The following is a 14,957-nucleotide window of genomic DNA, read 5'->3' as shown; positions in this document are numbered from 1 at the left end:
ATTAGAAATCGCCTAATCCGGGAGTTGAGTGATGACCGACGATATCGACCAGATTCTTATCAGCGCACTGATGGAGGATTCACGGCGTTCGCTCAAGGCGCTGGCGCAAATCAGTGGTTTGTCGTCGCCCAGCGTGGCCGAGCGTTTGCGCCGGCTGGAAGAGCGTGGCGTGCTCAAGGGCTACACCGTGGAAATCGACCCGAAATGCTTCGGCTATCAATTGCAGGCCATCGTCCGGGTACGGCCGCTGCCGGGGCAGTTGCAGGAGGTCGAACGCCAGATTCTGTCGATTCCGGAATTTACCGAGTGTGACAAGGTGACCGGCGAGGACTGCTTTATTGCCCGCCTGCACGTGCGTTCGATGGAGCAGTTGGACACCCTGCTCGACCGCCTCAATACGCTGGCTGAAACCAACACGGCGATCATCAAGAAAACCCCGGTCAAACGCCGCTTACCCCCGATGGCGTGAGTGCTTTTTCTGCATGTTTGGCTTAGATTGGGATTTTTCCGGCGAAGGATTGGCGGTATGAAAGTTCAAGCAGTGATGCTGATGGCGTTAATGTTAGGCGGTTGCGGGACAGTGCAGACGGTGATGCGCAACGATCAGGTCGCCGTGGACGATTTGAAATCGAACAAATCCTATTGTGGGGCGGTGCCAAGGATCTACAGCGGCGTGATGTATGACTTCTGCAGCCTGCATGCGCCGATAGACCAAGGTAACAAGTACAACGCCGCCCTCCCCGGTTGGGCGATTGATGCCGTGGCTTCCGGGGTGCTCGACACCTTGTTGCTGCCTTACACGATCTACAGGCAACAGACTGACGGCAGCATCATCATCAATTGATCGACTACCTGTCCGCGCCCACCGACATTGTCACAGGCAACAAAAAACCCGCATAAGCGGGTTTTTTGTTTTTTGCACGTAACAATCAGTCGTCGCGGCTCATGATGCCGAAGATCTGCAACAAGCTGACGAACAGGTTGTAGATCGATACATACAGGCTGATGGTCGCCATGATGTAGTTACGCTCCCCGCCGTGGATGATGGCGCTGGTCTGGAACAGGATGCACACGGACGAGAACAGCACGAAACCTGCGCTGATCGCCAGTTGCAGACCGCTGACCTGAAAGAAGAAGCTCGCCAGCGTTGCACCCAGCAACACGAAGAAACCAGCGGTGATGAAACCACCGAGGAAGCTCATGTCCTTGCGGGTGATCAGCACGTAGGCCGACAGACCACCGAACACCAGCGCGGTCATCGCGAACGCCGAGCTGACCACTTCAGCGCCGCCCTGCATGCCCAGGTAACGGTTGAGGATCGGGCCGAGCAGGAAACCCATGAAACCGGTCAGCGCAAAAGCGGACACCAGGCCCCACGCGGAATCACGGAGTTTGTTGGTGAGGAAAAACAGCCCGTAGAAGCCGATCAGCACCACGAAAATGTTCGGGTAGCCAACACGCATCTGCTGTGCGACGAAAGCCATGACGCCGCTGAATGCGAGGGTCAGAGCCAGTAGGCCGTAAGTGTTGCGCAGGACGCGGCTAACCTCTAGCTGCTCAGCCTGCACGCTGTTATTAACTGCGTAATCCTGTTCGCGCATGGCGACACTCCTGTTGGTTTGAAACGTTCAGTCGCAAAGATCATAACAGACGCTCTGTAACAAGCCATGCAGAGAGTTTGACAGTGTGTTTCATTCAGGTATTATGGCGCCCGCAACGCAACGGAGGTGTGGCCGAGTGGTTTAAGGCAACGGTCTTGAAAACCGTCGACTGTAACAGGTCCATGAGTTCGAATCCCATCGCCTCCGCCATATTTGGTACCGATAAAGCCCTGATTATTCAGGGCTTTATCGTTTCTGGCGTTTGAGATTCTTGCGGCTTTTTGCCCGACATGCCGGAGAACAGCCCCGAACGGCTGGCGAAGCTGCCAGAGCTTTTTAGATTCATATGGCAGACGAAAAAATCAGCGCGAGATCCATAACTCCGCCCCCTATCCCCCACCAACTTATCTACAACAAAGCCCCCAATCATCCAGAGCCTCATCGTTCCTAACGTTCGGCAACTGAACCATCACCTTACTTCGGCTTGGTCCGATAAGTCGGCCGGTACTCGGTGTAATACACGGTGTTGTCTGGAATATCCTTGTTCACGAACGCCTGGGCGCCGATCGTCACGTTGTTGCCGATATTGATTTCACCGACGATGCAGACGTTTGCGCCGATTTCGACGTTGTCACCGAGGCGCACGTGACCTTGGGTATAGTCCTTGGAACCGATGGTGGTGTTCTGGCGAAGGCGAAGGTTTCGGCCGATGATGGCCCGATGGGTAATGACGATGCCGATGCGATGCGAGAAGCAGATACCCGGACCGATTTGTGCCGACAAACCAATGTCGATGTTGTGCTCGCGGATCAGTTTTCGATTTATCCGCTTTGCCCACTTCTTGTAGTTCCAGAACCCGCGAGGCTTGTTGTGCAGGTACTGGGCAATCCTGAACCAGAAAACGTAGTGGTACCGTTCCTTGGCCAGAACCCTGTTGATCAGGGTGCTCAGTTTTACGCTGCCGTCTTCCTTGGTAGCAATTTCCTCCTTCAGGTAAGCGCACAGCTCCTTGAAATCCCTCATTTATCTTTCCGAAATATTGGCCGATTGTGACGGCGTTAATCATGAGGCGGATTATGTCAGGGCTGAAATAGTATCGATACAGATCGTTATGCCCGATCGCTATCTGGAAAAGTGGTGGGATGGAGAGAGCATTGCCTTCAGTGCAAGCAAGTCAATTCAGGGAAGTGCACCGTTTAATCCATGAGCCGCCGGCGGTAAACTCCTGGCTCAGGCCGCCGGCCCATTCGAATCGCTACGCCACCGCGCAGATCCAGCGGTGATTCTGCCGATAAGGCGCGCGAGTGAAGTGGACATCTGCAACCAGATTCAAACCGCGCTCCTTGAGCGCTTCGGTCAGTTGTACGAGTGTCTCTGCCTGGATAGTCATTGCTGTTACCTCGTCAGATTGACTGCGTTCATGATTCTTGACCGGGCAGGCAACTGACTAATTCAAACTTTCTCCGGCGAATACTTTTTGCCAGCAGGACAGCAACGAATGCCGAAAAAACCACCCGTCGCCCGAGAGGCCGCCACCGCTGCGGACATCGAGCGCGCCATCCAGGCCTTGAACAAAATGGCCGAACGTCTGTGGGGCGATGGTCGAGAAGCAGAAGCCAAAGCGCTGCTCGACGCGCTGGATGCCTTGAACCGGGCGCTCGACCGGATCCGCATCGGCGAGAGTCGCCGAGCGGTGACACTTCATTGAGTCTTACGGCTTGAGAATCAACACGGGCTCACCCTTCTTCACAATGTAAGTCGCCAACTCCGAGCCCTTGTCCGAGCCAATGTTTTTGGCGATATGCGCAACCCCTTCCGGGATGAACAGCGAGTCACCCGCCTTCAGCGTCACCGGTGCCCTGCCCTCCAGTTGATATTCGAAAGTGCCGCTGATCACGTACGCCACCTCGACGCCCGGATGTGCATGCCTTGGTGAAGCCACGCCGGAATCGAAATCGACCCGCGCCTGGATCACTTCGCGATCCGCAGCGCCGAGGTCCTGGCGAACCAGATCGGTGCGGCTAAGTCCTTGCTGCCAGCTCTTGGGTTGCGTGTCAGCGGCCTGTGCGATGCCGGTCAGGGAAGCGAGAATGACGGTGGTTGCCAGAAAGAATGGACGGCGCATGATGTAGCCCTCTTGTACGTAGTGGTGGTGTGACCTCTACTGTGTGCGGGGCATGTAGCGTGGATGTGTCGTGAACCCGTTGTTTGTTATTGGCATGTGTATCCGGCCGGGATTGATACACGCTTATACAAACGTTTCGCCGCTTTGGCACTGCGCCAACAGCCATGTCCTCAAGGCGACGATTTTCTTCGAGTTGGCGGTTTCATGGGGCGTCACCAGATAGAAGCCCAGATCATCCTTCAGGCGCAAAGCGAAAGGCGCCACCAATCGCCCGGCTCGCAGGTCGTCGTCGACATAGGTCGAGCGCCCGATGCACACGCCCTGCCCGTCAACGGCTGCCTGCACCGCCATCATCGCCAGGTCGAAGGTCAGTCGCGACCCTTTGGCCAGTTTCGCTGGCTGATCCGCCGCGCTCAGCCAGGTGTTCCAGTCTGCGGCAGTCATGCCACTGACTTGCAGCATCGTGTGGTTGGCCAGGTCAGCCGGCGTCTGTAAGGCCTTCCCACCCTCGAGCAAGGCCGGACTGCACACCGGGAAGATCTCATCGGACATCAGCCAGTCCGCACGCAAGCCCTTCCAGTCACCGCGACCATAACGAATCGCCGCATCAATCCCGCCTTGGCGAAAATCCACCAGATCGGTGGCGGCGCTGACCCGCACATCAATATCAGGGAACGCCTGCTGAAACGCCGGCAGACGCGGCAACAACCATTTGGACGCCACCGACACTAATGTGCTGATGGTCAGCACCGTGTTGTCGCGTGTCGCGAACAACTGCTCCGTCGAGTAGCGCAACTCATGAAACGCCGAGCGGATGCCCGGCAAGTAAGCCTGCCCGGCATCCGTCAGTGCCAAGCCGTCCTTGAGCCGCAAAAACAGCGACACACCAAGCTCCGCCTCAAGCCTGCGAATCTGATGGCTGATGGCGGTTTGCGTGACGTTCAACTCTTGCGCAGCCTGGGTAAAGCTCATGTGCCGCGCGGCGGACTCGAAGGCTCTCAAGCCATTCAAGGAGGGTAGTCTGGCGACCATATGGCGTTAAACACTCATGAGATTTTGTCATACGCTATCACTTGAAATGACCTTTGCGAAACGCTCAGTGACGATGGATTCTGGCGCCTTCTTTCAAAAAGGATCTGCCATGAAACTGTATTTCGCGCCGATGACCTGCTCGCTGTCATCGCACATCGTGTTGCGGGAACTGGGCTTGCCGTTCGAGCTGATTCGCGTCAATAACCACAGCAAGCGAACTGCCGATGGCCGCGACTTTCGTGAGATCAACCCCAAGGGATACGTGGCTGCCTTGTTGCTGGATAACGGCGAGGTGTTGACGGAGGGACCGGCGATTCTTCAATACCTGGCCGATCAGGTTCCGCAGCATAAACTGGCGCCGGCCAATGGCACGTGGGAACGCTCGCGTTTGCAGGAGCATCTGAACTTCATCAGCAGCGAAATCCACGGCGCGAGCGCGCCGCTGTTCAACAATGAGATCCCGGAGTCGATCAAAGCGATCTTCAAACAAACACTGTTCAAGCGCCTGGACTTTCTCAGCCAGACATCGCCCCCCAGGACTATCTGATGGGCACATTCACCGTGGCCGACGCTTATTTGTTCACTGTCTTGCAGTGGCTGCCGACCTTCAATATCGACATTGAAAACTGGCCGGTACTGGCGACCTACATAAAGCGCATAGCCGAGCGCCCAAGCGTACGCTCGGCCATCGCGGCAGAACAAGCCACACATCCGGTCTAATCCGTGCCGATACGCAAACGGGCGATGTCGCCAATGAATCTGTAAACTGGCGCGATTTACTCGCTCAGACAAGGGATCAACATGGCCAGCCAAGACATCACCTTCACCCCGGATCCGGACGCAGACTCCATTTCTTCCGACGTAGCGACCTTCGCTGGGATCATGGTGTCGACCCAGATCCCGACCCGCGCCGATGGCACTCTGGAACTGGGTGATATCACCGAGCAAAGTGAGTGCACATTGCAAGCGTTGAAAGTCGCCCTGGAACGCGCCGGCAGTTCGATGGACCGGGTCATGCACCTGACCATTTACCTGACCGACATGGCTGATCGCGCGGCATTCAATGAGGTTTACAAACGCTACTTCGCCAAGCCATGGCCGGTGCGTGCAGCGGTGGGTGTGGCGTCGCTGGCGGTTGAAGGCATGCGCGTGGAAGTGACTGCGATGGCCGCCAAGGCCTGAGACTCACTGCACTACCCAATGTGGGAGCGAGCTTGCTCGCGAAAGCGTCAGTTCAGTCTCCATTGATGTTGAATGTCCTGCCGCCTTCGCGAGCAAGCTCGCTCCCACAGGGGTCAAGGTGACAATGCCCTGTGCCATCGGGCAGCACAGGCGTGCCGGGCGCGCGTTTCACGGGTAGAATGCGCGCCTAACCGTGACAGCCTGACTAAAAAAACTATGTCCTTGCCCAAGCATCATCTGGAATTGCTCAGCCCTGCCCGCGATGTCGCCATCGCCCGTGAGGCGATCCTGCACGGCGCCGACGCCGTGTACATCGGCGGCCCGAGCTTCGGTGCGCGCCACAACGCCTGCAACGAAGTCGGCGAAATCGCCGAACTGGTGGAATTTGCCCGCAAGTACCACGCGCGCATTTTCACCACCATCAATACCATCCTGCACGACAACGAACTGGAGCCGGCGCGCAAGCTGATCCATCAGTTGTATGACGCCGGGGTCGACGCGCTGATCGTTCAGGATCTGGGCGTGATGGAGCTGGACATTCCACCAATCGAGCTGCACGCCTCGACCCAGACCGACATCCGCACCCTTGAGCGAGCGAAGTTCCTCGATCAGGCCGGTTTCTCGCAACTGGTATTGGCCCGTGAGCTGAACCTGCAGGAAATCCGCGCGATCGCAGACGAAACCGACGCCGCCATCGAATTCTTCATTCATGGCGCGTTGTGCGTGGCCTTCTCCGGCCAGTGCAACATTTCCCACGCGCAAACCGGGCGCAGCGCCAACCGTGGCGACTGCTCGCAGGCCTGCCGTTTGCCGTACACCCTGAAAGATGAAAAGGGTGGCGTGATCGCTTACGAAAAACACCTGCTGTCGATGAAAGACAACAACCAGAGCGCCAACATCCGCGCCCTGGTCGAAGCCGGTGTGCGTTCGTTCAAGATCGAAGGTCGCTACAAGGACATGGGCTATGTGAAGAACATCACCGCCTATTACCGCCAGCGCCTCGACGACGTGCTCGAAGACCGTCCGGACCTGGCCCGAGCCTCTAGCGGCCGCACCGCGCACTTCTTCCTGCCTGACCCGGAAAAGACTTTCCACCGGGGTAGCACCGATTACTTTGTCACTGATCGCAAGATCGACATCGGCGCCTTCGACTCGCCGACCTTCACCGGTCTGCCAGTGGGCACAGTCGAGAAAGTCGGCAAACGCGACATGCAGGTCATCACCCACGAGCCGCTGTCCAACGGCGATGGCTTGAACGTGCTGGTGAAGCGCGAAGTGGTCGGTTTCCGCGCCAACATCGCCGAAGCCAAAGGCGAGTTCGAAGAAGACGGCGAGAAGCGCTATCGCTATCGCGTCGAGCCGAACGAAATGCCTGAAGGTCTGTACAAGCTGCGCCCGAACCACCCGTTGAATCGCAACCTCGATCACAACTGGCAACAGGCGCTGCAGAAGACCTCTTCCGAGCGTCGCGTGGCCCTGAGTTGGGTCGCGCGTTTGCGCGAAGAACAACTGGAAGTCACCGCCACCAGTGAAGAAGGCATCAGCGCCAGCGTCACCCTGCCCGGTCCGTTCGGTGTGGCCAACAAGCCTGAGCAAGCGCTGGAGCAGTTGCGCGATCTGCTCGGCCAGCTCGGCACCACGCAGTACCACGCCACCGACATCAAACTGGATGCGCCACAGGCGTTCTTCATCCCCAACTCGCAGCTCAAATCCCTGCGCCGTGAAGTGATCGAAGCCCTGACCGCCGCCCGTGTCGCTGCGCATCCGCGTGGCGGCCGTAAAGCGGAAACCAGCCCGCCACCGGTGTACCCGGATTCGCACCTGACCTTCCTTGCCAACGTCTACAACCAGAAGGCGCGCGACTTCTACCACCGTCACGGCGTCAAGCTGATCGACGCGGCGTACGAAGCGCACGAAGAGCCAGGCGAAGTGCCGGTGATGATCACCAAGCACTGCCTGCGTTTCTCCTTCAACCTGTGCCCGAAACAGGCGAAAGGCGTGACCGGTGTGCGCACCAAAGTCGCGCCGATGCAGTTGATCCACGGCGATGAAGTGCTGACGCTGAAGTTCGATTGCAAGCCGTGCGAGATGCACATCATCGGCAAGATGAAAGGCCACATCCTCAACCTGCCGCAACCGGGCAGCGTGGTCGGCCATATCAGCCCCGAAGACCTGATGAAAACCATTCCGCGCGCACCGCACTGAGTGGTTGGCGAGTACGGTGCTTCGGCGCCGTACTCGCCCGCCCTTCTGCGAATACAGCAAATCGCAGGCATAAAAAAACGCCAACTTCTTGCGAAGTTGGCGTTTTTTCGAATATGGCAGGGGCGGCTGGATTCGAACCAACGCATGGCAGGATCAAAACCTGCTGCCTTACCGCTTGGCGACGCCCCTACTGCTCTTCCCAGCTACTTCGTTAGGTTCGCTGTGAGAACGGGGCGCAATTTACCAAGGTTTTTTGGCTTTGGGAAGCGCGAAGTGAAATATTTTTTGTTTTAAAACAGCGACTTATTATTTTGGCTTGAATCAGGTCCATGCTGAGTCGGTTTCGCCGCCGTGTATCACACTGTGTACGAACCCTCTCGCGACACATCGACTTTCGATAAAGCCGTTCTTCGACACAGGCCAGATACGTCCCAACGCTCAAATGCACTCAAGGTTTCAAGGGTTCATTCAGACCCCTTGGCCAAAGGCTCGCAAAGGAGACGTCACCATGAAGATGGCACTGCACACCCGCAAAACCGCGTTCGGTTTGTCGATTCTGGCTTTGTCGTTGTTCGCTTTTGGCAGCGCTCAGGCGCAAACCGCTGAACCGGCCGCCGTCAGCTATTCCGCGCCCTCGCCTTTCGGCCCGCTCAAGCATGTGAAGGCCGGCGTGCTCGACGTCGCCTACGCCGAAACCGGTCCCGCCGATGGCCCGGTGGTGATCCTGTTGCACGGTTGGCCCTACGACATTCACAGCTACGACGAAGTCGCGCCGTTGCTCGCGGCCAAGGGTTATCGGGTGTTGATGCCGTATGCGCGCGGTTATGGCGATACGCAGTTCCTTTCCAAAGACACCCTGCGCAACGGTCAACCGGCGGCGTTGGCCAGTGACGTCATCGACTTCATGGACGCGCTGAAGATCAAGCAAGCGGTGCTTGGCGGTTACGACTGGGGCGCACGTTCGGCGGACATCGTTTCGGCGTTGTGGCCGGAACGGGCGAAAGCGCTGGTGTCGGTCAGCGGTTATCTGATCGGCAATCAGGCCGCCGGGCAGAACCCGCTGCCGCCCAAGGCTGAATTGCAGTGGTGGTATCAGTTCTACTTTGCGACGGACCGTGGCCGTGCCGGTTACGAGAAGAACACGCATGATTTCGCCAAGCTGATCTGGCAAACCGCGTCGCCACAGTGGAAGTTTGATGACGCCACGTTCGACCGCAGCGCCAAGGCGCTGGAGAACCCCGATCACGTCGACATCACCGTGTTCAATTACCGCTGGCGTCTGGGCCTGGTGCAGGGTGAAGCGAAATATGCGGCGCTGGAGCAGAAGCTCGCCACCGCGCCGTCGATCAGCGTGCCAACCATTACCCTTGAAGGCGACGCCAACGGTGCACCGCACCCGGCGCCGGAGGATTACGCCAAGCGCTTTACCGGCAAGTATCAGTTCCGTTTGATCAATGGCGGGATCGGGCACAACTTGCCGCAGGAAGATCCGCAGGCGTTTGCCAAAGCTGTGATCGACGCTGACCACCTGTAGAAACAAAAAAGCAGTCAGCCGCGAAGGCTGACTGCCTGATCATCAACGTGTGATTACTCGGTTGGAACAACAAGATCCAACGCCTTGTTCACCGCCAACTCCCCCAACATGACCACTTGCGCAATGCCCAGCAGGGTATGACGATCTGCGCCCTCCAGCATTCCGGCAAAATTACCGAGCATGACCGACGCGGACGCCAACGACCCGCAAGCATTGGTCAGCAACGCCTCGGTGTCGGCTTGCGGGTTGGCCATGAACAGAGCGTTTGGCGTATAGGGTTCGGCCATGATCGCGGCAGGCAACAGGTAATGGTCGAGCGCCCGTTCTGCCGCTTCGTGAAGCTTTCTTGAATTGGGCGATGCGTACGGGGACACCAGGTCTGTGACCGGTGGTTCGGGTGGCTGAGACATCTGCTGAAACTCCAGACAAGAACCGCTTCAGGTTCTTTGATAGAAGGCGTGAAGCGCCGTGATCGCGGACGCTTCCGTGCAAATGAGGGCGCGAGCGCCCTCACCCATCTGCATCGCGACTAGTGCGGCAAGCGCTGGTTATCCAGGACTCGACCGACCACCAGCTCACTGAGCATGATCACCTGTTGCAGGATCAGCATCTTTTTGCGCTGTGAAGGATCGATCACGTCGGCGAGATCTCGGGCCATGTCACTGGCGCAGGACAAGGTTTCAGTGGCTTCGACGAGCAGGGTTTCGTTATCCACCGTGGGGTCGATGAGGTAGATCTTGCCGGTTTTGCGGGTGGGTATTGAAGTCTTCAGCGCGGAAGGATTGAGGTAGAAATTGATCGCGCGGTCGGTAGCCTCTTTGATGTTTTGAGGTTCGAGCGCGGCGTCGTAGGGGATTGGATCGGTTTCTGGCGGGTTTGGCGTAATTTTGAACATAGATGACACTCGCTTAGCAAAAAATAAGGAGCCATCACTCACGCTACCAAACGAGGGTGGTGACCATTGCGCAGGTTGGTAGACCGGTCTAAGCGAGTAAACCCCGGCGCTCCCGAAGGAGCCCCACGCATGGCCACCATAAAAAACCGAGCCCCGAAAAGAGACTGCATATAGCGGCGCATAACGCTTAGAAAACGGGCTACCAAACCCGATCACTGTTTTTGCAGTGACTGGGAAACGATACAGCCCGCCTCAAGGCGCGTAAGCCGGCGGATTCTGGCGTACGCGTAGGCAACGGCGCAAGGTGTTGTAGCCGTTATGGCGTAACAGTGCGTGTAAGTTAAACGTGCGTGGGTGATGGCGTTTAAAAGCCCCTCACCCTAGCCCTCTCCCAGAGGTAGAGGGGACCGACCGTGGTGTTTGGGAGAGGTACGCCGACGTGTGATTGCGCGGTGCACTCTGGTTGGGAAACGGCTGTCGTTATTTGACCAGTCGTTTTTCTTTGGAAGGTCTGTAGCCGAAATATGAGCTGTAGCATTTGCTGAAATGGCTCGGCGAGACGAAGCCGCACGCGACCAGCACTTCCACTTGCGAAAGCTCAGTATGCTGCAGCAAGCGTCGCGCTTCGGTGATGCGCAATTCCAGGTAATAACGCTGCGGCGTGGTGCCGAGCTGCTCTTTGAACAAGCGCTCCAGCTGACGACGGGATCGGCCGGCGTACACCGCCAGTTGCTCCAGCTCCAGCGGCTCCTCCAGATTGGCATCCATCAGTTTCACCACTTCACGCAGCGGCGCACTGACGCAGAGGTTTTCATCCGGTTTGATCCGGCGGTAGCGCGATTCCTCGAAGGCGAGGATGTCTTCGATACCTTCGACCAACGCCTTGCCGTGCAGGCCTTTGATCCAGTCCAGCGCCATATGGAAAGCCCCGGACGGACTCGAGGCCGTGAGTCGGTCGCGATCGATCACGTAAGGCTCACTGCTGACATGGGTGGCTTTGGCGATCTCGGTCAGCGCCGGGCGGTGTTCCGGGTGGATCGCGCAGCGATAGCCGTCGAGCAATCCGGCGCGGCCGAGAAACCACGAACCGTTCCATAACCCGGCGAGCGAGATGCCGCGCTCCGCTGCGGATCTGAGCAAGCCGATGAACTCATCACTCGCGCGCAGTTCGGTGCGATACCCGCCACACACCACCAGCAGATCCAGCTGCTGAAGCGCGGCTGAATCCAGACGTGCATCGGGGCGGATTACCAGCCCCAGATCACTGATGACTTCGCCGTCGCCCAAGCCAAACGTGCGCGACGAAAACAACCCCGGGCGCAGCAGATTAGTGGTGACAACCGTATCCAGCGCTTGGGTAAACGCCGGCAGTGAAAAATGTTCCAGCAGCAAAAAACCGGTGCGGGTCAGGCGCGTGTCATCCGCGCTTTGCTCATTCAGATAGCGGAGGTTTTTCCCCTTCATGCCTCCGCTGAATTGGCGTCGTTCGATCAAGTTGTGGTCCATCGGTCATGTTGTTATGCGCCGATAGTTGGCTTGATCGGTGAAAGAGTCAATCACGCCTGTGGTGGATGGCGGGTGACGCAGTGACCTGCGCCACCACTGGGGCGATGGCAGCGATACGAATCCAGACTCAAACAGCCGAGAAAAACCCGGCGCCTAAACGTCCCTCGAGACGCCCACACAGCACGTAGTGCTGATAGCCGCTGGAGAACGATCCCTGGGAAATCGCGATCCTGACATCGTCATTCAATCGAAGGTATTGGGCTTCATCAAAGTTCTCTGCGCTGACTTCGCCGGCACGCCCGAGCCGCTCGCTGTCCACCGTGAGACCCTGGCTGGCGAAGTGCTCGAAATCGATGATGCGATTCACCGCGTGGCGCTCCAGCACTCCCTGATTGGGATGCATCGAGTAGATATGCAGGCCTTTATTGGCGCAGCGGTCGCACATGTCGACACAGTTTTTCTGCGTCGATTTGCGCCGCGTCAGTTCTGCAAGCGGCATGTCGAGGTACTTGCCGACCTGATACTCGGTCTGATTGAAGATCGTGCAGCACAGCACCGTGTTGCCATTGCAGTCGATGACCAGCCAGTCATCCTTGAGCGTGCACGCCATCTTGGGAAAGTTCTGGATGACGTTGACGAGATCGTCGTACGGCGGCAGTGCGAGGCGTTTCAGGGTATCAAGGTCGGTAGGCGTGACAGACGGGTCACGCTCGACAATGGCCAGTGTCTTCTCCAGCGGCATCATCACCGAATACCCGGTGGTGAACATGAAGCCAAGACGTTCACTGAACTCGCGCATCAGTGATTCTTCTTCGATGTTATCCAGGTAGCGGTGATAGTAAACATCAACGCGGGTCCTCAGACCGAGGCGCTGTTTGATCTCCTGCAGGGCGATCATGTTTTGTTTTACTACTTCGATATCGCCGCCAACATGGCCCTTTTCGTAGGTCTCCTGGTAAAAACCCGAGAGCGAAATACGGAAGTAACTCGGCTCGGCCATCAAGGCCTTTTCCATATTCTTGGCGAGGTTCAGGTTGGTGCTGATGCCGCTGCCCAGGCCGGCAGCATTGATGACCTCGATAAACTCGCCAATTTTTGGATGAATCAGCGGCTCGGTCCAGTTATAGAGGTAGATCGTGTTGACGCCCTCTGTCTTGGCCTTATCGACAATCTGCTTGAACATGTCGAGCTGCATGGCTTTTTTGAAATTGAGATTTTCCGAGTTGCCCATTGGACAAGACGGGCAGCTCAGATTGCACGCACCGACGATATCGATGTACATATTCATGCGGGTGAAGCTCCTAGAATTGAAAGCCATGCATCTCATCACTACGGGCTTTCAAGTCGCCTGATTGTGTTGGTATTTTGACGGCACTGGCACAGCAGCTAGCAATAACTGCACCACAATGCTGCTACGCCATCAACTCAACGACCCAATCGATGAACACACGCAATTTCAGACTGACATGCCGGTTCGGCGGATACGCGATGTAGAGCGGCATCGGCGCGAGTTTCCAGTCTTCGAACAGCGGCACCAGCTCACCGCGCGCCTCGTGGGCGGCAGACATGTATTTGGGCAGCCATAACACCCCCATGCCCGCCAAACCTGCCGCGAGATAAGCGTTGCCGTCATCGACTGCCAACACGTGACGCCCCTTGATCTGCAGGTTTTCGCTGGCGTTGTGCAAGGCGTACGGTACCGGTCTGCCGGTGCGTGCCCAGAGAAAAGCGACGACCCGATGATGGCTGTCTTCCAGGTCCCGTGGGTGCGCCGGCGTACCGGCACGGGCCAGGTATTGCGGCGCGGCAAACACGCCCAGTTCCAGATCAGCGACCTTGCGCGCCATCAGCGACAGATCCATGAGTTCGCCCCCGCGCACCACGCAGTCGACGTTCTCATCAATGATGTCGACAATACGGTCGCTGACGCCCATGTCGATCTGAATGTCCGGATAACGCGCGTGAAACTCAGGCAGGGCCGGCACCAGAATCAACCGTGCGAACGGACTCGGAACGTCCACGCGCAATCGCCCTTTGGGCAACGCCGCCGCGCCGGGCAGGCTGGTTTCGGCGTCGTCCATATCCGCGAGTAACTTGATCACCCGTTCGTAATAAACGGCGCCATCGGCGGTGACGTTGACCTTGCGCGTGGTGCGATTGAGCAATTTCACCCGCAGCCGCGCCTCCAACTGCTGAACCAGTTGGGTCACGGTGGTCTTGCTCATGTGCAAGGTTTCCGCCGCTTTGGTGAAACTCCCCGCCTCGACCACCCGGGCAAAGGCCTGCATTGCGTCAAAACGGTCCAAGCTGCGACCCCCGATTGTTTGGATTTTACAAACAGTGAACGCCAAGCTTGCGCGTTTATCGGTCAGCTGCAAATACCTAAAGTGGCCCCCATCAACTCACCGATGGAGACACCCCCGATGACTCAGCGCGATGTAGTTTTCCCACCCGCACGACGCACGCTCTATGAACGCCATCGCTACTCGCCGGCGATTCGTTCCAACGGATTCCTGTTTGTCTCAGGGCAAGTGGGCAGCACCGAGGACGGCACGCCCGAACCGGACTTGGAGAATCAGGTGCGCCAAGCCTTCAACAACCTGAATGCGATTCTCACCGAGGCCGGTTGCAGCTTTGACGACGTGGTCGATGTCACCGTGTTCATCGTCGATCCGCCGTCGAAATTCGAGACGATCTGGAATGTCGTGCTGACAGAGTTCTGGGGCGACGCGCCGCATCCGACGGTGACGGCGGTGGGCGTGACGTGGCTGTACGGGTTTGATTTCGAGATCAAGGTGATTGCGAAGCTGCCTGGATCCTGACATGCATCAAACCTGATGCTGCGGCACGCTGCGATCTTTTGATTTTGATTTTAAA

The 14,957-nt window shown here is 57.6% G+C and carries 17 protein-coding genes, 2 tRNA genes and 1 pseudogene; 9 read left to right on the top strand and 11 right to left on the bottom strand.

Features of this window, described 5'->3' with window-relative positions; genetic code table 11:
• The first annotated feature begins 31 nt into the window (after window positions 1-31).
• Complete coding sequence (locus tag ACW9IR_RS18835; RefSeq protein ID WP_457464605.1) at window positions 32-469, top strand: Lrp/AsnC family transcriptional regulator; 438 nt, start codon at window positions 32-34, stop codon at window positions 467-469.
• A gap of 57 nt (window positions 470-526) precedes the next feature.
• Complete coding sequence (locus ACW9IR_RS18830) at window positions 527-844, top strand: YceK/YidQ family lipoprotein (RefSeq protein ID WP_186615547.1); 318 nt, start codon at window positions 527-529, stop codon at window positions 842-844.
• Window positions 845-929: 85 nt separating this feature from the next.
• On the opposite strand, the gene ACW9IR_RS18825 is transcribed toward ACW9IR_RS18830, so the two are convergent.
• Window positions 930-1,601, bottom strand: a complete 672-nt coding sequence (locus ACW9IR_RS18825; RefSeq protein ID WP_095118699.1) for a Bax inhibitor-1/YccA family protein — start codon at window positions 1,599-1,601, stop codon at window positions 930-932.
• 122 nt (window positions 1,602-1,723) lie between these two features.
• Here ACW9IR_RS18825 and ACW9IR_RS18820 point away from each other — a divergent pair.
• Window positions 1,724-1,811, top strand: a tRNA-Ser gene (locus ACW9IR_RS18820).
• A 264-nt stretch (window positions 1,812-2,075) separates the two neighbouring features.
• On the opposite strand, the gene ACW9IR_RS18815 is transcribed toward ACW9IR_RS18820, so the two are convergent.
• Window positions 2,076-2,624 (bottom strand): serine acetyltransferase, encoded by a 549-nt coding sequence (locus ACW9IR_RS18815; protein WP_102898974.1) that lies wholly within the window; start codon window positions 2,622-2,624, stop codon window positions 2,076-2,078.
• Between the two features lie 232 nt (window positions 2,625-2,856).
• Window positions 2,857-2,991, bottom strand: coding sequence for a hypothetical protein (locus ACW9IR_RS18810; RefSeq protein WP_262416079.1), 135 nt, complete (start codon window positions 2,989-2,991; stop codon window positions 2,857-2,859).
• A 108-nt stretch (window positions 2,992-3,099) separates the two neighbouring features.
• Between ACW9IR_RS18810 and ACW9IR_RS18805 the strand changes: the two genes are divergently transcribed.
• The gene (locus tag ACW9IR_RS18805; protein WP_016983430.1) at window positions 3,100-3,309 is read left to right on the top strand and encodes a hypothetical protein; all 210 of its coding nucleotides are present in this window, start codon (window positions 3,100-3,102) and stop codon (window positions 3,307-3,309) included.
• 3 nt (window positions 3,310-3,312) lie between these two features.
• Here the strand turns inward: ACW9IR_RS18805 and ACW9IR_RS18800 are convergent, their stop codons facing one another.
• The gene (locus ACW9IR_RS18800) at window positions 3,313-3,726 is read right to left on the bottom strand and encodes a cupin domain-containing protein (protein WP_102898975.1); all 414 of its coding nucleotides are present in this window, start codon (window positions 3,724-3,726) and stop codon (window positions 3,313-3,315) included.
• Window positions 3,727-3,849: 123 nt separating this feature from the next.
• Window positions 3,850-4,758, bottom strand: a complete 909-nt coding sequence (locus tag ACW9IR_RS18795; RefSeq protein WP_102898976.1) for a transcriptional regulator GcvA — start codon at window positions 4,756-4,758, stop codon at window positions 3,850-3,852.
• A gap of 109 nt (window positions 4,759-4,867) precedes the next feature.
• Here ACW9IR_RS18795 and gstA point away from each other — a divergent pair.
• From gstA to ACW9IR_RS18780, 3 genes and pseudogenes are all read left to right on the top strand, one after another.
• Window positions 4,868-5,478: pseudogene (gene gstA / locus ACW9IR_RS18790) on the top strand (glutathione transferase GstA).
• Window positions 5,479-5,559: 81 nt separating this feature from the next.
• On the top strand, window positions 5,560-5,940 hold the full coding sequence (locus tag ACW9IR_RS18785; protein WP_102898978.1) for a RidA family protein: 381 nt from the start codon (window positions 5,560-5,562) through the stop codon (window positions 5,938-5,940).
• Window positions 5,941-6,156: 216 nt separating this feature from the next.
• The gene (locus ACW9IR_RS18780) at window positions 6,157-8,145 is read left to right on the top strand and encodes a peptidase U32 family protein (protein ID WP_102898979.1); all 1,989 of its coding nucleotides are present in this window, start codon (window positions 6,157-6,159) and stop codon (window positions 8,143-8,145) included.
• A gap of 114 nt (window positions 8,146-8,259) precedes the next feature.
• Here ACW9IR_RS18780 and ACW9IR_RS18775 read toward each other — a convergent pair.
• Window positions 8,260-8,334 (bottom strand) — tRNA-Gln (locus tag ACW9IR_RS18775).
• Between the two features lie 319 nt (window positions 8,335-8,653).
• Between ACW9IR_RS18775 and ACW9IR_RS18770 the strand changes: the two genes are divergently transcribed.
• A complete protein-coding gene (locus tag ACW9IR_RS18770; protein WP_102898980.1) occupies window positions 8,654-9,679 on the top strand; it encodes an alpha/beta fold hydrolase in 1,026 nt (341 codons plus the stop codon).
• Between the two features lie 53 nt (window positions 9,680-9,732).
• On the opposite strand, the gene ACW9IR_RS18765 is transcribed toward ACW9IR_RS18770, so the two are convergent.
• The 5 genes from ACW9IR_RS18765 to ACW9IR_RS18745 all read right to left on the bottom strand — a co-directional run bounded on the left by ACW9IR_RS18765 (window position 9,733) and on the right by ACW9IR_RS18745 (window position 14,386).
• Window positions 9,733-10,089, bottom strand: a complete 357-nt coding sequence (locus tag ACW9IR_RS18765) for a DUF6124 family protein (protein ID WP_102898981.1) — start codon at window positions 10,087-10,089, stop codon at window positions 9,733-9,735.
• 119 nt (window positions 10,090-10,208) lie between these two features.
• The gene (locus ACW9IR_RS18760; protein ID WP_110718657.1) at window positions 10,209-10,574 is read right to left on the bottom strand and encodes a DUF6124 family protein; all 366 of its coding nucleotides are present in this window, start codon (window positions 10,572-10,574) and stop codon (window positions 10,209-10,211) included.
• A 480-nt stretch (window positions 10,575-11,054) separates the two neighbouring features.
• A complete protein-coding gene (locus ACW9IR_RS18755) occupies window positions 11,055-12,080 on the bottom strand; it encodes a GlxA family transcriptional regulator (RefSeq protein WP_102898983.1) in 1,026 nt (341 codons plus the stop codon).
• Window positions 12,081-12,207: 127 nt separating this feature from the next.
• Window positions 12,208-13,368 carry a radical SAM/SPASM domain-containing protein gene (locus tag ACW9IR_RS18750; RefSeq protein ID WP_102898984.1) on the bottom strand — a complete coding sequence of 387 codons (1,161 nt, stop codon included), beginning with the start codon at window positions 13,366-13,368 and terminating at the stop codon, window positions 12,208-12,210.
• A 124-nt stretch (window positions 13,369-13,492) separates the two neighbouring features.
• Window positions 13,493-14,386 (bottom strand): LysR family transcriptional regulator, encoded by an 894-nt coding sequence (locus ACW9IR_RS18745; RefSeq protein ID WP_102899365.1) that lies wholly within the window; start codon window positions 14,384-14,386, stop codon window positions 13,493-13,495.
• Window positions 14,387-14,503: 117 nt separating this feature from the next.
• Here ACW9IR_RS18745 and ACW9IR_RS18740 point away from each other — a divergent pair, with 117 nt between their 5' ends.
• Window positions 14,504-14,902 carry a RidA family protein gene (locus ACW9IR_RS18740; RefSeq protein WP_102898985.1) on the top strand — a complete coding sequence of 133 codons (399 nt, stop codon included), beginning with the start codon at window positions 14,504-14,506 and terminating at the stop codon, window positions 14,900-14,902.
• The last annotated feature ends 55 nt before the right edge of the window (window positions 14,903-14,957 follow it).

The organism is Pseudomonas sp. SDT291_1_S447, assembly GCF_054070155.1.
This window is presented reverse-complemented; position numbering and strand designations above follow the sequence as displayed.